Raw genomic sequence first — 16,726 nt, 5'->3', positions numbered from 1 at the left:
CAGGTCACCGAGATGGCAGGATGAGCCCGTCATGTCCTCCCCATCGGAACAACCTCCGCACGCAAGGGCTCTGCCCCCCGGCCAGTACGTTCCCCGGGGCTGGCCCGTCCTGCACTACGGCCCGGTGCCCAAGTTCCGCCCCGAAAGCTGGGACTTCAGGGTGTTCGGGGCCACCGCCTCCGGCGAGCAGTACATCTGGACCTGGGAGGAGTTCGAACGCCTGCCCCGGGTCCGGGCGGTCGCCGACTTCCACTGCGTCACCAAGTTCAGCGTCCTGGACAACCTGTGGGAGGGGGTCTCCGGCAGCACGATCGTGGAGCTGGCCCCGCCGCACCCCGACGCCACGCACGTCATGGTGTGGGCCGAGTACGGCTACAGCGCCAACATCCGCATGTCGGACTTCCTCGCCGAGGCGACCATGTTCGCCCTCTACCGCAACGGCGAGCGGCTCACCCCCGACCACGGCTTCCCCGTCCGGCTGGTGGTCCCCCACCTGTATGCCTGGAAGAGCGTCAAGTGGGCGCGCGGGGTGGAGTACCTCATCAAGGACCGGCGCGGCTTCTGGGAGGAGCGCGGCTACCACAACATCGCCGACCCCTGGCGGGAGCAGCGGTACTCCTACCAGGAGGAAGAGGGCGAAGCGCCGCCGCTGTGACCTCCTGCGGCGGCCTTGCGCGAGAAGGCGCCGCAGAAAACTCTCGGCATGCTCGACCTGTCGGCCGCCGATCGGCTACTGTGAGTGCGTCGACGGATACGGATCGTTTGATATCTGCCGCTCAGCGGGATCCATTCGGTCCGGCCGCCGGGTGGTGCGCGCGGCCGGCCGGGGGTGCTCCGTCGGCATGACAAGACGACACCGGAAGACCCGGCGGCGGCCCACAGGCCAGCTCCGCCGCCGGCCGGGTCACAGGGCCGTCAGATCCCGTACCGGGGGGGTGGGATCCGACGGCGGAAAGCCCGGGCGCCGCTGGATAGTCGGGGGGTTGTTCAGCGGCGCCCGGCGCATGCCGGAACCCATCGGCGGATGCGTTCACAACGGCCCTCAGCGCCCGGTGCGCGGCGTGCCGGCCGAAGGGGCAGGGGAAGATCGTCAGGCCGTCCGGGAGGCGTCCCTGAGCCGTTTGAGGGTCTCGATGTCCTTGCGGTGCGGCTCGGGGTCGCGTCCCGGGGTCTCGATGACGAACGGGACGCCGGCGGCCGCCGGGTGACGAAGCAGCTCGGCGAAGGGGGCCTCGCCGATGTGGCCGGCGCCGATGTTCTCATGCCGGTCGCGGCACGAGCCGCACGGGTCCTTGGAGTCGTTGGCGTGGATCAGCTTGAGCCGCCCCGGCCCGACGGTGGCCACCAGGGCGTCCATGGTCTCCTTGACGCCGCCGGGCGCGGTCAGGTCGTGGCCGGCGGCCCAGGCGTGGCAGGTGTCCAGGCAGACCCCCAGCTTCGGGTGGTGCTCCAGGGCCTCGAAGTAGGGGCCGAGCTGCTGGACGGTGGCGCACAGCATGTTGGACTGCCCGGCCATCGGCTCCAGCAGCAGCGGCGGGCCGTCCTCGCCGATCTCCTCCAGGACGGGCAGCAGGCGCTCGTGGATCTGCCGCATCGCCTGCTCGTAGGACTGGCTGACCGACGAGCCGGTGTGGATCACCACCCCGCCGGCGCCGATCTGGTGGCCGCGCCTGAGCGCGTGCCGGATCGCCGCCAGCGACTTCTCCAGCGTCTCGGGGTTGGGAGAGCCGGGATTGATCAGGTAGTTGGCGTGCACGAAGACCGGGACGCCGCTTTCCCTGAGCCTGGCGTCCTCCTCCGGCTTGCCGCCCGGCATCGCCCAGCCGCGCGGGTTGCCCACGAAGACCTGGATCACCTCGGCGCCGATCCGCTCGGCGTACTTCAGCCCGCCGGTGGCCAGCCCCCCGGCGACCGGGACATGCCCCCCGATGGGGGTGTGCACGGCGCTCATCACAGCTCCTGAGATGCGGCGGCCCTGCCCCCGAAGGGCAGAGGGGAATGCGGCATGCGGCCGCGCGACCACGGCCGGCGACCTTCGGCGGCAACCACGCTACCGCCTCCGGCGCCGCGGGCGAGGAGTTCAGTGCCAGATCTTGACCGTGGCGCCGCGGGGGGCGCTGCCGCCCACCCCCGGCTCCTGCCGGATCACCCGGCGCAGCCCGAGCTCGCGGTGCACCTCGACCTTGAACCCGGCGTTGTGCAGGATCCGGCGGGCCTCCTCGATGTCCCGGCCGAGCACCGTGGGCACCGGCAGGGCGTCGGGGTTGTCGTCGTCGCGGCAGAAGGGGTTCCAGTCGCCGAGGAAGCCGCAGTCCTTCTTGTTGACGACCAGCTTCACCTTCTCGCCCCGCGACACCCCGGTGCCCGGCTGCGGATGCTGCTCCAGCACGATGCCCCGCGGCCGGCCGGGCTGGTCCCGCCTTTCGACCTCCACCTCCAGGCCCATCGCCCGCAGCTGGTTCTCGGCCTGCTCGGCGTCGGTGTTCACCACGTTCGGCATGGTCATGCCGGAGCTGACCACGATGCCCACCGGCTCGTCGGGGGAGTGCCGCTCGGCGGTGCGCGGGTCGGTGCGCACCACGTGTTCCTTGGGGACCGTCTGGGACGGCTCGCGGGTCACCTCGCCGACCTGGAACCCGGCCTTCTCCAGGATCTCCCGCGCCTCCTGCAGCGGCTTGCCGCGCACATCGGGAACCTCGATCGGCTCCCGGCCCTTGGACGGGGTCAGCGTGACCGACCCGCCCTTGGGGACCCGCTCGCCGGGGCCGGGGTCGGAGGCCGCCACGTGCCCCTTGGGCACCTTCTCGTGGTAGACGGGCGAGGCGACCTTCACCACGATGCCTTCGGAGCCCAGCGCCTGCCGGGCGTCCTCCAGCCGCATGCCGATGATGTCGTCGGGCACGTGGTCGTACTGCCCGGACACCTGGTACCAGACCGCCCAGCCGAGGATCACCGCGGCCAGCGCGCCGATCGCGATCAGCACATAGCGGCTGGTGGCCGCGCCGATCAGGCGGTCCATCGGGGTGGCCGGCGCGGCGTGCGGGGGCGGCGCGGCCGGCTCGGGCGGCGGCGGGGGCATCATCTCCGGCCCCAGCACCCGGGTCGGCGAGTGCACCGGCCCCTGCGGCGCGGTGGGCATGGGCAGCACCGAGGTGGCGGCCTGGGCGTCGCCGTCGGGCGGCAGCGCGGCGGCCACGTCCGAGACCGCCTTGAGGAACTGCCCGGCGTCCTGCGGGCGGCGCGCCGGATCATGGCTGGTCGCCAGCGTGACCAGGGTGTCGAGCTGGGACGGCAGGCCCGGCACCAGGGTCGACGGCGGCGGCACGATCTCGTTGACGTGCTTGTAGGCCACCGCCAGCGGGGTGTCCCCGGTGTGCGGCTGCCGGCCGGTCAGCAGCTCGAACAGCATGATCCCGGCGGCGTAGACGTCGGAGCGGAAGTCGGCGCGCCCGGTCAGCACCTGCTCGGGCGCCAGATAGCCCACGGTGCCGATGATCAGGCCGGTCTTGGTCTGCTTGCCGGCGGTCTCGGCGCGGGCCAGCCCGAAGTCGGCCACCTTGACCTGGCCGTCCTCGGTGAGGAGCACGTTCTCGGGCTTGACGTCGCGGTGCACCAGCCCGGCCCGGTGCGCGGCGGCCAGCGCGGCCAGCACCGGCCGCATGACCTCCAGCGCCTCGCGGGGGTCCAGCCGCCCGCGTTCGGTCAGCAGGTCGCGCAGCGTCCGGCCGCGCACGTACTCCATCGCCAAGAACACGTGCCGGCCGTCGGTGCCCTGGTCGTAGACCGCCACCACATTGGGGTGCGACAGGGCCGCGGCCGCCTTGGCCTCGCCGATGAAGCGCCGCACGAAGTCCTCGTCCTGGGCGAGGTTGGCGTGCATCACCTTCAGCGCGATCTGCCGATCGAGCTTGGTGTCGCGGGCCACGTACACCGTGGCCATGCCACCTCGGGCGATCCGGGACTCAATGCGGTAGCGCCCGTCGAGCAGCTGCCCGACGAGGGGATCGGCAACCGTGGTGTCCATCGCAGTGAGTGTACGGGCGTTTGGGTCCGCGCCTCATCAGCCCGTGGTATGAAGTACGAACGGGGGCTTCCGTCCCGCCGGTTCTGCGGGCCGGTCAGGGCGCGCTGAGGCCCTCCCAGGGTGAGGACGCCTGGGCGTAGCGGCGCTTGGGAATGCGCCCGGCCAGGCGGGCCAGCCGCCCGGCCTGGACGGCGTGCCGCATCGCGACGGCCATCGCCACCGGCGACTGCGCCCGGGTCACCGCGGTGGCCAGCAGCACCGCATCGCACCCCAGCTCCATGGCCAGCGCCGCGTCGCTGGCGGTGCCCACCCCGGCGTCCAGGATCACCGGGACGTTCGCCTGCTCCACGATCAGCTCGATGTTGTGCGGGTTGCGGATGCCCAGCCCCGAGCCGATGGGGGACCCCAGCGGCATGACCGCCGCGCAGCCGACCTGCTCCAGCCGCCGCGCCAGCACCGGGTCGTCGTTGGTGTAGGGCAGCACCGTGAACCCCTCGTTCACCAGCCGCTCGGCCGCCTCCAGCAGCTCCACCGGGTCCGGCAGCAGCGTGTGCTCGTCGGCGATCACCTCCAGCTTGACCCAGTCGGTGCCCAGCGCCTCGCGGGCCAGCTTGGCGGTCAGCACCGCCTCCCCGGCGGTGAAGCAGCCGGCGGTGTTGGGCAGCACCGCGATGTTGCGGCGGCGCAGCACATCCAGCACCGAGCCGCGGGCGGCCGGGTCCACCCGGCGCATCGCCACCGTGGTCAGCTCGGTGCCGGAGGCCACCAGCGCCTCCTCCAGCACCTGCATGCTGGGCGCCCCGCCGGTCCCCATGATCAGCCGGGAGCCGAACGTCCGCCCGGCGATCACCAGCGGATCCCGGGCCGCCCCGGTGGCGATGTCCGCCGGGTCCGGTGCGCTCGTCGTGGTCACCTTCATCCTCCCTGCACCGCGGTCAGCACTTCGACGCGGTCGCGGTCGCGCACCGCCGTGTCGGCCCACTGCCCGCGGCTGACGACCTCGCCGTTGACCGCCACCGCGACCCCGGTCGTGGCCGCGGTGACCGACGCCACCACCTCCGCCACCGTGGTCCCCTCGGGCAGCTCCCGCTCCCGCCCGTTGACGGTGACCTTCACGCCCTCGCCTCCCCTGCGAACCGGTCGGCGGTGAACGGCGCGGCCTCGGGGGGCACCGTGCCGTCCACCAGGATCTCGGCCATGACGTCCGCGGTGATCGGGGTCAGCAGCACCCCGTTGCGGAAGTGCCCGGTGGCCAGGAACAGACCCGGCAGCGCGCTGGCGCCCAGCACCGGCGCGTTGTCCGGCGAGCCGGGGCGCAGCCCGGCCGACACCTCGGTGAACTCCAGCTCGGTGACGCCGGGCAGCAGTTCCCGGGCGTCCCGCAGCAGCTGCCACAGGCCGCCGGCGGTGACGGTGGTGTCAAAGCCCATCTCCTCCTGGGTGGCGCCCACCACCAGCTCGCCGTCCTCCCGAGGGACGAGATAGATCGACGAGCCCCGCACCACCCCGCGGGTGGTGCGCTCCAGGAAGGGGATCTTCGACCGCAGCCGCAGCACCTGGCCCTTGACCGGGCGCACCTGCGGCACCACCCCCTCCGGCAGGCCCTGCAGGTCGCTGCTCCAGGCCCCGGCGGCCAGCAGCACCATGTCGGCGCGCAGCTCCTCGCCGTCCTCCAGCCGCACCCCGGCCGCCCTGTCGCGCTCCACCAGCAGGTGCGTGGCGCGGCGGCGGACGATGCGCACGCCCTCCTTCTCGACGGCGGCCAGCAGCGCGGCGGTCAGCCGGCGCGGGTCGATCGAGCCGTCCTCGGCGGCCAGCAGCCCGCCGCGCACCGAGGGCGCCAGCATCGGCTCCAGCCGGCGGCACTCGCGGCCGCTCAGCGCCTCCACCGTCAGGCCCAGCGACTGCTGGAAGCGCCGCAGCTCCTCCAGGAACGCCAGGTCGTCGGAGTCGAAGGCGACCTGCAGCACCCCGTCGCCGCGGTACCCGGTGCGCCGCCCGGAGACCTCCTCCAATTCGGCCACGAAGGCCGGGTAGCGGTCCCGGGAGGCCAGCCCCAGCCGCAGCAGCGGCTCCTCCCCGTAGGTCACCTCGCTGACGGGGGTGAGCATCCCGGCGGCCACATGGCACGCCCCGCTGCCGGGCGCGGGATCGGCCACGGTCACCGTCGCTCCCCGGGCCGCCACCCGCCAGGCGGTGGCCAGCCCGATCACTCCCGCCCCGACGACCAGCAGGTCGCCGGGCCCGTCGGGGGTCGGCATCGGCATGCTCCCTTCGCCGGCATGATCCGGATCAGGTCCTGGCGGTCGGCGGCCCGTTCAGCCGCCCTCTCAGCCCGGTCGCACCGGGCTCCCGCGCTCGTCGCCCCTAGCCTATGCGTCCCGCTACCTCCCGGTTTGACCACCCCAAAGCATGTAAGTGCACGGGTATTAAGGTTTGCCTCCATGGAGCGCGTCATTGTGGTGGGCGGCGGGCTGGCCGGGGTCCGCTCCGTCGAGGCCCTGCGGGCCAAGGGGTATGAGGGCGAGCTGACCCTGGTGTCGGCCGAGCCGCACCCGCCGTATGACCGGCCGCCGCTGTCCAAGGCGGTCCTGATGGGCGACCAGGAGGAGACCACGGTCGACGCCGACTGGACGGCGCTGCGCTGCCGGCTGCTGCTGGGCGAGCGCGCCGGCGGCCTGCGCCTCGGCGAGGAGGGCGGCACGCTGGCGACCACCGCCGGCGACCTGCCGTTCGACGGGCTGGTCATCGCCACCGGCGCCACCCCCATCACACTGCCCGGCGACGGCCCCCAGCACGTGCTGCGCACCATCGACGACGCCCGGCGCCTGCGCTCGCAGCTGCGCGAAGGCGCCCGGATCGCGATCGTCGGCGCGGGCTGGATCGGCGCCGAGGTGGCCACCGCGGCGGCGGCCAAGGGCTGCGCGGTCACCGTCGTGGAGGCCGCCGACGCCCCGCTGGCGGGCCCGCTCGGCGCCGAGCTGGGGGCGCACACCGTCCCCTGGTACGCCGAGGCCGGCGTGGAGCTGCGCACCGGCGCCAAGGTCGCCTCCGTCGAGCCCGGCGCCCTGGTGCTGGCCGACGGCGACCGCATCGCCGCCGACGCGATCGTGGTGGGCATCGGCGTGCGTCCCGACCTCGGCTGGCTGGCGGGCTCGGGCCTGGAGGTGGACGGCGGCGTGGTCACCGACGAGACGCTGCGCACCGGTCACCCGCGGGTCGTGGCGGTCGGCGACTGCGCGTCCTGGTGGTCGCGGCGGTACCGGCGGCGGATGCTGGTGGAGCACTGGGACACCGCGCTGAACGCCCCCGACGTGGCGGCCGCGACCCTGCTGGGCCGGCCGGCCGTCTACGACCCGGTGCCCTACTTCTGGTCGGAGCAGTTCGGGCGGATGGTGCAGTACGCCGGGCACCACCCGATCGCCGAGCGCCTGGTCTACCGGGGCGACCCCACCGAGCGCCGCTGGGCCGCCTGCTGGTTCACCGGCGACCGCCTGGAGGCGATCTTGACCGTTGACCGGCCGCGCGACCTGGTGCAGGCCCGCCGGCTCATCGCCGAGGGCGCCCGGCTGGACGCCGCGGCCGTGGCCGACCCCGATACACCATTGCGCAAAGCAGTTCTCACCTGATGGTTTCAGAAGTGTGCGGGAGTGGTAGGCCAGGTGGCGTGACGCAGATGCAAGCCACAATGGAAAGCAGGCTCGACGCACACACCGACGCGCTCGTCGGGGAATGGCTCACACTGCAGGAGGCCGCCGAGAGGCTGGGCCTCAACCTCAGCCGGACCAAGCAACTCATCCGCGACCACAAGCTCCTGGGCGTCCAGCGCGAGGGCACCATCATGGTCCCCGCCGCCTTCATCCGCGGCGGGCAGATCCTCAAGGGCCTGCCGGGCACGCTGACGCTGCTGTCGGATGCCGGCTATGACAGCGTGGAGACCCTGCGGTGGCTGTTCACCGCCGACGACACCCTGCCCGGAACCCCCGTGCAGGCGTTGGCCGAGAATCGGGGGACCGAGATCCGCCGCCGCGCCCAGGCGCTGGCGTTCTAGACGGGCCGCCCCTTAAGGCGGCCCGGGAGGACCCCGTACATTGCCGACTCATCTGTTGTCCGATCGCGCCGTAGCGCTGCGGGCCCGGCTGGACCGGGCCCGCCTCTACCTGTGCACCGACGCCCGGGAGCGCCAGGGCGACCTGCCGGAGTTCCTCGATGCGGTGCTGGCCGCCGGGGTGGACATCGTCCAGCTCCGCCAAAAGGGCCTGGAGGCCCGCCAGGAACTGGAGTACCTGGAGGTCTTCCGGGACGCCTGCGACCGGCACGGAGCGCTGCTGGCGGTCAACGACCGCGCCGACGTGGCGTACGCGGCGCGGGCGGATGTGCTGCATCTGGGACAAGGCGACCTGCCGGTGCCGTACGCCCGCCGGATCGTGGGGGAGGACGTGCTGATCGGGCGGTCCACCCACAGCGACGAGCAGGCCGGCGAGGCCTCCGCCCAGCCCGGTGTGGACTACTTCTGCACCGGGCCGGTGTGGGCCACCCCGACCAAGCCGGGCCGTCCCGCGGCGGGGCTGAAACTGGTGGAGTACGCCGCCTCGCTGCGCGCCGGACGGCCCTGGTTCGCCATCGGCGGCATCGACGCCGGCAATCTCGACCGGGTGCTGGAGGCCGGTGCCCGCCGCATCGTGGTGGTCCGGGCGATCACCGAGGCCGACGACCCGGGCGCGGCCACCGCCGAACTGGCCCGCCGGCTGCGCCAGGCGCCGCCGCTGTGACCGATCTCACCGCCGGCCATCGGCGGCTCCTTGCGCCGGTGGCCGGCGGGAAAAGGAGGATCGGTCGTCGACCGCTCACCGGATGTCCGACAATTGACCCATGACGATCAGCCCTGACGAGGAGCGCCCCGTCGACCTGGTCGACGACGACGAGCTGGAGATCCTGCCCGACCAGACCGTCGATGACACCGACACCGGCTGGGGCCGGTGGCGGGACGACGATGACGACTCACGGCTGCTGGAGGAACGCCCCCCGCACTGGTGAGGATCCGTCCGATCAGACCCCGGGCAGCAGCACTCCCACGGTGAAGCCGGCCGTCACCACCACGGCCAGGGCCACCATCATCCGCCACCGATAGCGCGGGATGCCCTGCGGGCGGGGCCGGGGCGCCGGCGGCCGGCCCTCCCGCAGCGCCCGCACCAGCTGGGCGGCGGTGGGCCTGGCCGCGGGGTTCTTGTCCAGGCAGCCGAGCACCAGGGAACGCAGCGGCTCGGGCGTGCCGCCCAGCTCCGGCGAGCGGGCGACGATGCGGCGCATGACCGCCGCATCGGGTCCCGAGCCGAACGGGGGGCGCCCGGTCGCCGCGTAGACCATGGTGGCGCCCCAGGCGAAGACGTCGGCGGGCGGCCCGACCGGCTCGTCTTCGATCTGCTCGGGCGCCAGGTAGGCGGGGGTGCCGGCCGGGCCGGCAGCGCGCAGGGTGCGAGCGACGCCCAGTCCGATGACCTTGGCGCCGCCCCGGGCCAGCAGCACGTGCTCGGGTGTGAAGTTGCGGTGCACCAGGCCGGCCCGGTGGACGGCGGCCAGCGCCCGCGCGGTGCGCAGGGCCACCTTGTGCAGCCGCTCCTCCGGCAGCGGGCCGCGCTCGGCGACGACCTGCTGCAGCGAAGGGCCGGGCACGTACTCGCTGATGATGTAAGGGCGGTCGCCGCTCACCCGGGCGGCCAGGACCCGGGCGGTGTACGGCCCGGGCACCTGCCGGGCCGCGGCCACCTCCCGGGCGAAGCGGTCGCGGGCGCGGAGCCCGGCGCCGCGCCCTGCGCGCAGCACCTTCACGGTGACCAGTTCGCCGTCCTTTCCGCGGCCCAAATAGACCACGCCCTGCCTGCTCTCACCGAGCCTGCCCAGCAGCAGGCGGCCGCCCAGGCGGCGCGGGTCATCGGGGCTCAGCGGGGCCGTTTGCGGTTGCACGGCACGCTCCGGGTACGGGTTCGGACGAGGACGGACGATCTTTACCGGCTCTTTGTACCGTGTCGGCCCGCCCGATGTGCGGTAAAACGCACAGTAAAACGCCTGTCAAGGCATCGAATGCCGCTTCGTCTCACCGGATCCGGCGGCACGTGCCGGATGTTCGGGACAGGCGTGAGCCTCCGGTGACGCCGCCAGGGCGTCACCGGTTCGATCGGCCCGTGCTCGTCCAGGCCGCCGGAGACCCGCCGCATCGCTCACGGGATCTTTTTCACCACGCGACCCAAGGGCGCCGCGGCGGGAGCCCCGGGGGCGTCCGCTTGGGTCAAGGCATCGCCTTTGATGGCGATACCCCGGCTGCGGCCTGCGCGGACAAGGCGTTGAAAAGGCCCACCTCGCCTGCGGGCCGCTCAGACCCGGCGGGCGGTGGCGGCGACCGCCAGCTCGGCCAGGGCCTGACGGGCGTCGGAGGCGATCGGCGCGGACCGCAGGGCCTCATAGGCCTGCTCGGTGTAGCGGTCGATCAGCTCCTCGCAGGCGGCCAGCGCCCCGCTGCCGTCGATGATCGAGCGCAGCTGCGCGATCCCCTCGGCGTCCAGCTCCGGGTCGCCCAGCCGGCTCTCGATGAACTCGGCCTCGGCGGGGGTGGCGCGCTCCAAAGTGAAGGCCACCAGGACGGTGCGCTTGCCCTCGCGCAGGTCGTCCCCGGCGGGCTTGCCGGTCTCGGCCGGGTCGCCGAACACCCCCAGCACGTCGTCGCGCAGCTGGAAGGCGATGCCCAGCGGGCGCCCGTAGGCGCGCAGCGCCTCCACCACCTCCGGGGTGCCGCCGGCCAGCTCGGCGCCCATGTGCAGCGGGCGTTCGATGGTGTACTTGGCGCTTTTGAACTCCACCACCGTCAGCGCCCGCTCCACCGTGCCGGCGCCGCGGGCGCTCTCCAGCATGTCCAGGTACTGGCCGCAGATCACCTCGGTGCGCATCAGGTCGAACACCGGGCGGCCGCGGCGCAGCGCCTCGGTGTCCAGCCCGCTGGTGTCGAACATCTCCGCCGACCAGGCCAGGCACAGGTCGCCCAGCAGGATCGCCGAGCCCTCGCCGAAGGCCGCCGCGCCGCCCCGCCAGCCGTGCTCGCGGTGCATGGCCTCAAAACGGCGGTGCGCCGACGGCTGGCCGCGCCGGGTGTCGCTGGCGTCCATGACGTCGTCGTGGATCAGCGCGCTGGCCTGCAGCAGTTCCAGCGAGGCCGCGGCGGCGGCGATGCCGGTGGCGGCCTCGATGTCCTCGCCACCGGCGGCCCGCCAGCCCCAGTAGCAGAACGCCGGGCGCAGCCGCTTGCCACCGGCCAGCAGCGCATCCAGCGCGCTGAGCAAAGGTGCCAGGTCATCACTGATCGCCAGCACCCCCGGACGCTGCCGATCCACGAAGGACAGCAGCGCGTGGTCGATTTCCTTGCGAACACGGCCAGCGGACATATCGATCACCCTAGTGAACCGGAGACGGGTGTTCTCACTCAGGTCGGGCCGAGCACCCCAGTTGACGACCGTGCCGCCCCGACCTGTCGATCATGGTCATTATGAACGTCAAGATGGAACGATCCGCAATAGCGGAAAGTGGGTTATTTCCCGCAACTGCCGATTCGACGATCCTCACACCTTACGGACAGGTCACGATGTGGTTTTTCTACGGGTACATTCCTGATCCGCTGCGGTGAGAACGCCGGCCGCCCGCCCCGTCCCCGCCGTGCGGGGCCGCGGGCGGCCCGAGACAGGTTCTGAAGATCGCACTAGCCTGGAGGGATGCGTCCTGTGTTGCCTGACCGCCCGCCCACCATCCGCGAGCTGCTCGCCGCCGGCGGCAAGTCGTTCTCCTTTGAGTTCTTCCCGCCCAAGACCGAGACGGGCATGCGCAACCTGTGGCGCACCATCCGGCAGCTGGAGGCGCTGCGGCCGACGTTCGTGTCGGTCACCTACGGCGCCGGCGGCGGCACCCGCGACAAGACCGTCGAGATCGTCGAGCGGATCGCCACCGAGACCACCCTCACCCCGGTGGCGCACTGCACCGCGGTCAACCACTCCGTCGCCGAGCTGCGCCACCTCATCGGCAGGTTCGCCGCGGTGGGGGTGCGCAACATCCTGGCGCTGCGCGGCGACCCGCCGGGCGACCCCACGGGGGAGTGGGTCAAGCACCCCCAAGGGGTGGAGTACGCCGCCGACCTGGTGCGCCTGATCCGCTCGGCCGGCGACTTCTGCGTGGGCGTGGCGGCCTTCCCCTACCGGCACCCGCGCTCGCCCGACGTCGAAAGCGACACCCGCCACTTCGTGGCCAAGTGCCGGGCCGGCGCCGACTACGCCATCACCCAGATGTTCTTCCGCGCCGAGGACTACTTCCGGCTGCGCGACCGGGTCGCCGCGCACGGCTGCCACGTCCCGATCATCCCGGGCATCATGCCGGTCACCCAGCTGAGCACCATCGAACGCTCCGAGCAGCTGTCGGGCGCGCCGTTCCCGCCGGAGCTGGCCGCCCGCTTCGAGGCGGTCGCCGACGACCCGGAGGCGGTGCGCCGGCTGGGCATCGAGCACGCCGCCGAGCTGTGCCAGGAGCTGCTGGACCAGGGGGCGCCGGGCATCCACTTCATCACCTTCAACAAGTCCACCGCGACCCGCGAGGTCTACGGGCTGCTGGACACCGGTGCCCACCGGCCCGCCCCGGCACCGGCCACGGCCACCGCCTGACGCGCCCCGCGTCGCGCGTCCCGGCTTTCTCGCGCTGAAGGGAGCGCCCTGCGGAAAGCCCGCCGGCCCGGCCGCCGCTGCCGTCTTATCACTCCGGGGAGACCGCCAGCGGCAGCCGGGCGCCCATCACCGCGTAGCGGGGACCGCCCCCGGGGAACTCGAAGTCGGGCAGCAGGTCGATCATCCCCACCGACCGGTAGAGCCGGCGGGCCCGGGTCTCCGGATCGCGGGCCAGCGTGGACAGCACCACGGTCCGCTCACTGCGGCCGGCGCACAGCCTGGTCAGCAGCGTCCGGCCCACCCCCCGCCCCTGGTGGGCGGGGTCCACGTGCAGTTCGGCGACCTCGAAGGCGTCCGACAGCCACTCGGCGGCAAATTGCGGGCCTCCCGCCTCGGTCAGCCCCTGGCGGACCACATCGTGCCACCACTGGCCGGGCGCCCCGTGGAAGCCGTAGGCGAACCCCAGGATCGTCGCGCCGCGCAGGAACGGGCGGCGCGTCTCGGCCACCAGCGCCCGGAACCGCGGGTAGGTGGCGTGCCGCTCCATGATCGAATACCGGCCCGGCAGCTGGTCCCGCGGCGGGTTCATCGCCGCCGCGTACACCTGCAGGATCGGGCCGAGGCGGCGCCGGAAGCCGCGCTCGTCCAGCTCGCGCACTCTGGGCCGGTCGGCCTGGTCAGCGTCGTCCACTCCGCCAGACTAGACCCGTTGGATCGTGCGGGGCGTGGCGATCAGCGCGGCGTGCAAGTCCCTGAGGATCTGCTCGGCCGCCTGCTGCAGCATCCGCCGGTTCTCCTCCAGCCGCTCGCCCCAGCTGCGGGCCTCGGGACCCAGCCAGGCGTCGGTGCCGTTGAGGGTCTTCAGCGGCGGGTCCAGCGCCCGCCGCAGCTGGTCGATGCTGCCGTAGGCGTCCCGGTAGGCGTGATAGAGCCGGGCGTACTCGGGGTTGGGCACCTCGCCCGGCGGCAGCAGCCGCGCGGTGGCCTGGTCGATGGGCGGTGGCACGGTCGGCGGCGGCGGTGGCGTCATATCGGCCTTCCGGGATGTCGGCCCTGCCGGGCCGTCGGTCTCCTCACTGCTCGGGGCGCTACCGCTGTTGCGGCACCGGCGCCAGCGGGCCCAGCAGGTCCAGCCGGTCCAGGGCCGCGTCGGTGCGGGGGCTGAAGTGGGCCTGCGACAGCACGTGAACGGCGATGTCGCGGACGCCGAGCCGGTCCGCCTCGGCCAGCAGCGCCTTCAGCCAGGCGGTGTTCATGGGCAGGTGGAAGCTGGCGGTGCCCAGCGACCGGCTGAGCGCCTGCAGCCGCTCCTCGTCCCCGGCCGCCCGCTTGATCAGCTCGGCGACCCCGGCCGGGCCGAGCCGGTCATACAGCTCCTCGGTGTAGTCCGGATCGTCGGCGGCCTGCTCCAGCCGCCGCCAGACCTCCTGGGGAATCGGCCCGCCTCCCTTGATGGCCCGTTCGATGGCCAGGGCGTCGGCACGGGCGGCCTTTTGGGCGGACGGCCGGTCGGGGAAGAGCCCGATGTCGTCACCGGCGCCCCTGGGCGTCGGTGACCTGCGCGGCGGCTCGGCCGTCCCGCCGCCCCCGTTCGCCCGCGGCACGCCCGGGGCGAACGGGGCCGCAGGGACGGCGCGGGGACCGCCCGCCGGGTCGGGGTGGGTGATGGCGTAGTTGTAGCGCCGGTGCAGCATGCCGAGCTGCTCGCCGACCCACACGCTGACCTCCTGCGCCCGCAGGTGCCCTGAGACGGGCACCCCGGGCGGCGGGGGATGGGCCTCCAGCCACCCGATGATCGCCCGGTTGGCGGCGGTCATCTGCTTGAGCAGGTGCCCCAGCGCATCGGGGTCGATCCCGCGGAACTGCGGGTCCCGTGCGGCGGGACCGCCGCGCATGCTCGCGCTCATGGCCGCTCCGATGCTGACGGACGGTTCGGGGCTCTCACCAGGCCCCAGCGGTGCGGCGGAGGGGCCGTACCGTATACGTCAGATTACGAGTGGTACGTGGCGATGACCAAGCATGCGCCGCGCTTCGGGACGGACCGGCCCTCAGGCGCCCTCCAGCGCCCGCTTCACCGCGGCCTCGTCACGGGCCACCACCGCCCGGCCGTCGTCGGTGATGATGATGGGCCGCTGGATCAGCACCGGGTGGGCGACCATGACCTCGATCCAGCGGGCCCGCTGGCGGGGCAGGTCCTTCAGCCCCAGCTCCTTGGCCACCGGCTCGTTCAGCCGGGCCACCTCCCAGGGCTCGGCGCCGATGGCGGTGAGCACCCGGTCGAGTTCGTCCGCCGTCGGCGGCCGGTCCAGGTAACGGCGTTCGGTGTAGGTCACGCCCGCCGCGTCGAGGGCGGCCTTGGCGGCGCGGCTCTTGGAGCAGCGCGGGTTGTGCCAGATCTCCATGCCGGGATTCTCTCAGGGCCGGGCGGACGCCGCGGCCCGCCCGGCCCCCGCCGTTCAGGCGCCGATGTCGGCCGGGGTGCCGCCGGTGATGCGCACCAGCTCTTCGAAGGAGGTGGGGAAGACGGTGTTGGGGTGACCGCCGGCCGCCCACACCACCTCGTGTTCGCGCAGCCAGGTGTCGACCAGCGTCCGGATCGGCGCCGGATGCCCGACCGGCGCCACCCCGCCGATCGGCTGGCCGGTGGCCTGACGGACGAACTCGGGGGAGGCCCGCCGCACCTTCCGCGCCCCGACCAGGGCGGCGGCCTTGGCGGTGTCCACCCGGTGCGCGCCGCTGGTCAAGATCAGCAGGGGGGCGTCGTCGGCGGCGAAGACCAGGCTGTTGGCGATGGCGCCCACCGGGCAGCCGAGCTTTTCGGCGGCGGCCTCGGCGGTGCGGACCGCCTCCGGCAGCTCCACGATCTGACCCTTGGCGCCCAGCTCCTTGAGGGCCGCGGCCACACGTTCGACGTTGGGATGCATGCCCAGCACCTTAAAGTCTGCGTTCACGCCCTCGGACCGGCGAATGGAACACCCGTCGCGAAGGGAATCCTTGCGGTGGGAGGTCGCGGATGGGGACACGGGCGCAGATGGCGGGATTCCTTCTGGCGGGCGGCGCCTTGGCGCTGTCCGGCTGCACGCAGGCGGGCACCACGGCGGTGAGCCGGCCCCGCCCGGCCGTGGCGACGGTCACCCCCGCCACGCCCGACCCCACGCCCACGCCCCCTCCCACGCTCAAGCCGGGCGCCCGGGGCGAGCACGTCAAGGCGCTGCAACGGCGGCTCAAGGAACTGGGGTACGCCCCCGGCCCCATCGACGGCCGCTACGGCAACCTCACGCAGATGGCGGTGTGGGCGTTCCAGAAGGTCAACCGCATCAAGGTGAGCGATACGGTCGGCGAACGGATGTGGGCGGCCCTGGAGAACCCCAAGGCGCCGCGGCCGGTGTCCAAGCGGCGCGAGCCCGAGCGGGTGGATGTCGATCTGCGCCGCCAGTACCTGGTGGTCTACAAGGCCGGGCGGCCCGTGCTGATCTCTCACATCTCCTCGGGGTCGGGGGAGCACGTGCTGACCCCCACCGGGGACTTCCGCACGGGCCGGCGCGTCTCCGGCTGGGAGACCTCGCCGCTGGGACGGCTGTACAACCCGGTCTACTTCTACGGGGGCATCGCCTTCCACGGGTCGCTGAGCGTCCCCCGCTATCCGGCGTCGCACGGGTGCGTGCGGCTGCCGATGAACGTCGCCGAGGAGTTTCCCAAGCTCGTCGGCACCAACGTCCCGGTGCACGTGCGCCGTCCCGAGTGAGTTGTCCGGTTTTGTCAGACCCGGCTGGTGTACTGGGTCCCGCCATCGGCGAGCCGGGGCGTCCTCTATGGATGACCTGGTGAAAGTCGGTGTTCGAACGTATTGACGAACTGTGATGCGGGCGGTTTACTGAGAGTGCATCGAACTTGTGTTCGATGTGGCGCGGGGCTCGCGGCCCGCGCCAAGGGCACGCCCCGCCGCCGGAGCGGCGGGGCGTGACGGCCGGGCGGAGTGAGGGGAAGCTCTCCGCCCGGCCGGCCCGGA

The 16,726-nt window shown here is 73.1% G+C and carries 19 protein-coding genes and 1 riboswitch; of the genes, 7 read left to right on the top strand and 12 right to left on the bottom strand.

All coding sequences use genetic code 11. The features are described from left to right. Positions 1 to 31 precede the first annotated feature (31 nt). The gene (locus tag BUE48_RS15015; RefSeq protein ID WP_012853364.1) at positions 32 to 655 is read left to right on the top strand and encodes a sulfite oxidase-like oxidoreductase; all 624 of its coding nucleotides are present in this window, start codon (positions 32 to 34) and stop codon (positions 653 to 655) included. A gap of 435 nt (positions 656 to 1,090) precedes the next feature. On the opposite strand, the gene BUE48_RS15010 is transcribed toward BUE48_RS15015, so the two are convergent. From BUE48_RS15010 to thiO, 5 genes are all read right to left on the bottom strand, one after another. Next, entirely contained in the window at positions 1,091 to 1,951 is an 861-nt protein-coding gene (locus tag BUE48_RS15010; protein WP_012853363.1) for a deoxyribonuclease IV, read from the bottom strand. Between the two features lie 129 nt (positions 1,952 to 2,080). After that, positions 2,081 to 4,024 carry a Stk1 family PASTA domain-containing Ser/Thr kinase gene (pknB, locus tag BUE48_RS15005; protein ID WP_286990182.1) on the bottom strand — a complete coding sequence of 648 codons (1,944 nt, stop codon included), beginning with the start codon at positions 4,022 to 4,024 and terminating at the stop codon, positions 2,081 to 2,083. 94 nt (positions 4,025 to 4,118) lie between these two features. Beyond that, a complete protein-coding gene (locus tag BUE48_RS15000; protein ID WP_052305518.1) occupies positions 4,119 to 4,943 on the bottom strand; it encodes a thiazole synthase in 825 nt (274 codons plus the stop codon). Continuing rightward, entirely contained in the window at positions 4,940 to 5,140 is a 201-nt protein-coding gene (thiS, locus tag BUE48_RS14995; RefSeq protein ID WP_012853360.1) for a sulfur carrier protein ThiS, read from the bottom strand. Before thiS ends, BUE48_RS15000 begins: the two co-directional genes overlap by 4 nt. Further along, the gene (gene thiO / locus BUE48_RS14990; RefSeq protein WP_286990179.1) at positions 5,137 to 6,285 is read right to left on the bottom strand and encodes a glycine oxidase ThiO; all 1,149 of its coding nucleotides are present in this window, start codon (positions 6,283 to 6,285) and stop codon (positions 5,137 to 5,139) included. The genes thiS and thiO overlap by 4 nt, the downstream gene beginning before the upstream one ends. Next, positions 6,277 to 6,390, bottom strand: a riboswitch (TPP riboswitch). Its footprint overlaps the gene before it by 9 nt. A 78-nt stretch (positions 6,391 to 6,468) precedes the next feature. Here thiO and BUE48_RS14985 point away from each other — a divergent pair. The 4 genes from BUE48_RS14985 to BUE48_RS14970 all read left to right on the top strand — a co-directional run bounded on the left by BUE48_RS14985 (position 6,469) and on the right by BUE48_RS14970 (position 9,061). Then, complete coding sequence (locus BUE48_RS14985) at positions 6,469 to 7,653, top strand: NAD(P)/FAD-dependent oxidoreductase (RefSeq protein ID WP_012853358.1); 1,185 nt, start codon at positions 6,469 to 6,471, stop codon at positions 7,651 to 7,653. A gap of 59 nt (positions 7,654 to 7,712) precedes the next feature. Then, positions 7,713 to 8,075, top strand: a complete 363-nt coding sequence (locus BUE48_RS14980; protein ID WP_041439812.1) for an Rv2175c family DNA-binding protein — start codon at positions 7,713 to 7,715, stop codon at positions 8,073 to 8,075. Between the two features lie 40 nt (positions 8,076 to 8,115). Beyond that, the gene (thiE, locus tag BUE48_RS14975; protein ID WP_012853356.1) at positions 8,116 to 8,796 is read left to right on the top strand and encodes a thiamine phosphate synthase; all 681 of its coding nucleotides are present in this window, start codon (positions 8,116 to 8,118) and stop codon (positions 8,794 to 8,796) included. A 100-nt stretch (positions 8,797 to 8,896) separates the two neighbouring features. Next, positions 8,897 to 9,061 carry a hypothetical protein gene (locus BUE48_RS14970; protein WP_012853355.1) on the top strand — a complete coding sequence of 55 codons (165 nt, stop codon included), beginning with the start codon at positions 8,897 to 8,899 and terminating at the stop codon, positions 9,059 to 9,061. Positions 9,062 to 9,073: 12 nt separating this feature from the next. On the opposite strand, the gene BUE48_RS14965 is transcribed toward BUE48_RS14970, so the two are convergent. Both BUE48_RS14965 and BUE48_RS14960 read right to left on the bottom strand, forming a co-directional pair. After that, positions 9,074 to 9,988 (bottom strand): serine/threonine-protein kinase, encoded by a 915-nt coding sequence (locus BUE48_RS14965; RefSeq protein WP_012853354.1) that lies wholly within the window; start codon positions 9,986 to 9,988, stop codon positions 9,074 to 9,076. A 407-nt stretch (positions 9,989 to 10,395) separates the two neighbouring features. Further along, a complete protein-coding gene (locus BUE48_RS14960) occupies positions 10,396 to 11,457 on the bottom strand; it encodes a polyprenyl synthetase family protein (RefSeq protein ID WP_012853353.1) in 1,062 nt (353 codons plus the stop codon). Between the two features lie 324 nt (positions 11,458 to 11,781). Between BUE48_RS14960 and metF the strand changes: the two genes are divergently transcribed. Further along, on the top strand, positions 11,782 to 12,717 hold the full coding sequence (gene metF, locus BUE48_RS14955) for a methylenetetrahydrofolate reductase [NAD(P)H] (RefSeq protein ID WP_286990174.1): 936 nt from the start codon (positions 11,782 to 11,784) through the stop codon (positions 12,715 to 12,717). A gap of 88 nt (positions 12,718 to 12,805) precedes the next feature. On the opposite strand, the gene BUE48_RS14950 is transcribed toward metF, so the two are convergent. The 5 genes from BUE48_RS14950 to BUE48_RS14930 form a co-directional block, all read right to left on the bottom strand. Beyond that, positions 12,806 to 13,408 carry a GNAT family N-acetyltransferase gene (locus tag BUE48_RS14950; protein WP_245536863.1) on the bottom strand — a complete coding sequence of 201 codons (603 nt, stop codon included), beginning with the start codon at positions 13,406 to 13,408 and terminating at the stop codon, positions 12,806 to 12,808. A 9-nt stretch (positions 13,409 to 13,417) separates the two neighbouring features. Beyond that, positions 13,418 to 13,747, bottom strand: coding sequence for a hypothetical protein (locus BUE48_RS14945; RefSeq protein WP_012853350.1), 330 nt, complete (start codon positions 13,745 to 13,747; stop codon positions 13,418 to 13,420). A gap of 58 nt (positions 13,748 to 13,805) precedes the next feature. Next, on the bottom strand, positions 13,806 to 14,624 hold the full coding sequence (locus tag BUE48_RS14940) for a hypothetical protein (protein ID WP_286990172.1): 819 nt from the start codon (positions 14,622 to 14,624) through the stop codon (positions 13,806 to 13,808). A 141-nt stretch (positions 14,625 to 14,765) separates the two neighbouring features. Continuing rightward, a complete protein-coding gene (locus BUE48_RS14935; protein ID WP_012853348.1) occupies positions 14,766 to 15,119 on the bottom strand; it encodes an ArsC/Spx/MgsR family protein in 354 nt (117 codons plus the stop codon). Between the two features lie 54 nt (positions 15,120 to 15,173). After that, the gene (locus BUE48_RS14930; protein WP_012853347.1) at positions 15,174 to 15,641 is read right to left on the bottom strand and encodes a YbaK/EbsC family protein; all 468 of its coding nucleotides are present in this window, start codon (positions 15,639 to 15,641) and stop codon (positions 15,174 to 15,176) included. Between the two features lie 107 nt (positions 15,642 to 15,748). On the opposite strand from BUE48_RS14930, the gene BUE48_RS14925 reads away from it, so the two are divergent. After that, a complete protein-coding gene (locus BUE48_RS14925) occupies positions 15,749 to 16,462 on the top strand; it encodes a L,D-transpeptidase family protein (RefSeq protein ID WP_148233029.1) in 714 nt (237 codons plus the stop codon). The last annotated feature ends 264 nt before the right edge of the window (positions 16,463 to 16,726 follow it).

The sequence above is a fragment of the Thermomonospora sp. CIF 1 genome (genome assembly GCF_001896795.1).
In the GTDB taxonomy this organism is placed as follows: Bacteria; Actinomycetota; Actinomycetes; order Streptosporangiales; family Streptosporangiaceae; genus Thermomonospora; species Thermomonospora curvata.
Note: the sequence above shows the minus strand (reverse complement) of the source record. Positions and strands in the feature narration are given on the sequence as shown.